The following is a 2,530-nucleotide window of genomic DNA, read 5'->3' as shown; positions in this document are numbered from 1 at the left end:
GCGGCGCTGCTGGTGGCCTTTACCGGCAGCCAGGGCGGCGGACAGCTCAGCCCGGTGCGCCTGACCCTGGCGGGCGTGGCGCTCGGCGCGGTGCTCGAAGGCTTATCCTCCGGCATCGCCCTGCTCAACCCGGACGTTTGGGATCAGCTGCGTTTCTGGCAGGCGGGAACGCTTGATATCCGCACGCTGCAAACCCTGAAAGTCGTCACTATTCCGGTGCTGATCGCCGCCGCCGTAGCGCTCTTTTCCAGCCGGGCGCTGAACAGCCTGAGCCTCGGAACGGACACCGCCACCGCGCTCGGCAGCCGCGTCGCACGCACGCAGCTGATGGGTTTACTGGCGATCACCGTGCTGTGCGGCAGCGCGACCGCCGTCGTCGGTCCGATTGCCTTTATCGGCCTGATGATGCCGCACATGGCGCGCTGGATTGTCGGGTCCGATCACCGCTGGTCCCTGCCGGTCACGCTGCTCGCTACGCCAACCCTGCTATTGTTTGCCGATATCATCGGGCGCGTGCTGGTGCCGGGCGAGCTGCGCGTCTCGGTGGTTAGCGCCTTTATCGGCGCGCCGGTGCTGATCTTCCTGGTTCGTCGCCAGCGCGGAGGTGCCCTGTGATGGCCCCGTCCCGTCGTTTAATCTTCTCCTGCCTGCTGCTGGTCGCCGCCAGCCTGCTGATTGCCGTCTGGAGCCTGCGCAGCGGCGCGGTGACCCTCGATTTCAGCCAGGTGTTTAACGCCCTCACCGGCAGCGCGCCGCGCAATATCACCATGGTGGTGACCGAGTGGCGCTTGCCGCGCGTGGTGATGGCGATTCTGGTCGGCGCGGCGCTCGGCGTGAGCGGCGCGATTTTCCAGTCACTGCTGCGCAACCCGCTCGGCAGCCCGGACGTGATGGGCTTCAACACCGGGGCGTGGAGCGGAGTGCTGGTAGCGATGGTGCTCTTTGGTCAGCATCTCACGGCGATTGCTTTTGCGGCGATGGCGGGGGGGATTTTGACGTCGCTCGTCGTCTGGCTGCTCGCCTGGCGCAACGGCATCGAAACCTTCCGTCTGATCATTATCGGCATCGGCATTCGCGCCATGCTGATGGCGTTTAACACCTGGCTTCTGCTGCATGCCTCGTTAGAGACGTCCCTTACCGCCGGGCTGTGGAATGCGGGTTCGCTCAACGGCCTCACGTGGGCCAAAACCCTGCCCGCCACGCCGATTATCGCTCTGATGATGCTCTGCGCCTGGCTGCTGGTGCGCAGAATGCGCCTGCTGGAGATGGGCGACGACAGCGCCTGCGCGCTGGGCGTGAGCGTTGAGCGTTCGCGCCTGACGCTGATGCTGGTCGCGGTGGTGTTAACCGCCGCCTCCACCGCCATCGCCGGGCCGATTTCGTTTATTGCCCTGGTTGCGCCGCACATCGCACGACGCATCAGCGGCACCGCGCGCTGGGGCCTGACCCAGTCGGCCCTGTGCGGCGCGCTGCTGTTGCTGGCCGCCGATCTCTGCGCGCAACAACTCTTTATGCCTTATCAACTTCCGGTGGGTGTGGTGACCGTCAGCCTTGGCGGGATTTACCTCATCGTCTTGTTAGTCCAGGAGTCCCGCAAGAAATGAATGCCATGACGTCCCGCTTGCGCGGCGAAAAACTGACCCTCGGCTACGGTAAAAAAATCGTGGTCGACGAGCTGACCGTGTCGATTCCCGACGGCCATTTCACGGCGATCATCGGCCCGAACGGCTGCGGAAAATCGACCCTGCTGCGCACTCTGAGCCGTCTGATGACGCCCCAGCACGGCAGCGTGTTTCTCGACGGGGAGCAGATCCAGAGTTACGCCAGCAAAGAGGTGGCGCGCCGGATTGGACTGCTGGCGCAAAACGCCACCACGCCGGGGGATATCACCGTGCAGGAGCTGGTCGCGCGCGGGCGTTACCCGCATCAGCCGCTGTTTACCCGTTGGCGGAAAGAGGACGAAGAGGCCGTAGCCCGCGCGATGCAGGCCACGGGGATCACCGATCTGGCAAGGCAAAGCGTCGATACCCTCTCCGGCGGCCAGCGGCAGCGCGCGTGGATTGCGATGGTGCTGGCGCAGGAGACGGCGATCATGCTGCTCGACGAGCCGACGACCTGGCTGGATATCAGCCATCAGATTGATCTGCTGGAATTATTGAGCGATCTGAACCGCACCCAGGGCTATACGCTGGCGGCGGTGCTGCACGATCTGAATCAGGCGTGCCGGTATGCCACACATCTGATCGCGCTGCGCGACGGGAAGATTGTGGCGGAAGGCGCGCCGAAAGAGATTGTGACACCAGAGTTGATCGAGCGGATCTACGGGATGCGCTGCATGATTATTGACGATCCCGTGGCGGGAACGCCGCTGGTGGTGCCGTTGGGGAAACGTGCGGTTTGATCCCCTCACCCCGGCCCTTATGTCTTGATCTTCTCCGCTTCTGCGGAGAAGATCCCCGACTGATCATCGGGAGGTTACCGGTGAGCATCACCCGGCCCTGGTGCCACTGAGCCCGTGGGAGAGATTATG

General features: G+C 64.2%; 3 protein-coding genes. All 3 read left to right on the top strand.

Annotated elements, in window-relative coordinates; genetic code table 11:
• A partial coding sequence (locus QQF33_RS03300) for an iron chelate uptake ABC transporter family permease subunit (RefSeq protein ID WP_285157372.1) occupies nucleotides 1-615 on the top strand: 615 nt, incomplete at its 5' end.
• Entirely contained in the window at nucleotides 612-1,604 is a 993-nt protein-coding gene (fepG, locus tag QQF33_RS03295; RefSeq protein ID WP_285157371.1) for an iron-enterobactin ABC transporter permease, read from the top strand. The genes QQF33_RS03300 and fepG, both read left to right, overlap by 4 nt.
• Nucleotides 1,601-2,401 carry an iron-enterobactin ABC transporter ATP-binding protein gene (gene fepC / locus QQF33_RS03290; RefSeq protein WP_285157370.1) on the top strand — a complete coding sequence of 267 codons (801 nt, stop codon included), beginning with the start codon at nucleotides 1,601-1,603 and terminating at the stop codon, nucleotides 2,399-2,401. Before fepG ends, fepC begins: the two co-directional genes overlap by 4 nt.
• Nucleotides 2,402-2,530 lie beyond the last annotated feature (129 nt).

The sequence above is a fragment of the Lelliottia wanjuensis genome, from assembly GCF_030238365.1.
In the GTDB taxonomy this organism is placed as follows: Bacteria; Pseudomonadota; Gammaproteobacteria; order Enterobacterales; family Enterobacteriaceae; genus Enterobacter; species Enterobacter wanjuensis.
This window is presented reverse-complemented; position numbering and strand designations above follow the sequence as displayed.

What these genes read in the sequence shown, in the direction of transcription:
- fepC (WP_285157370.1), top strand. Translation starts at nt 1,601, where the DNA reads ATGAATGCCATGACGTCCCGCTTGCGCGGCGAAAAACTGACCCTCGGC.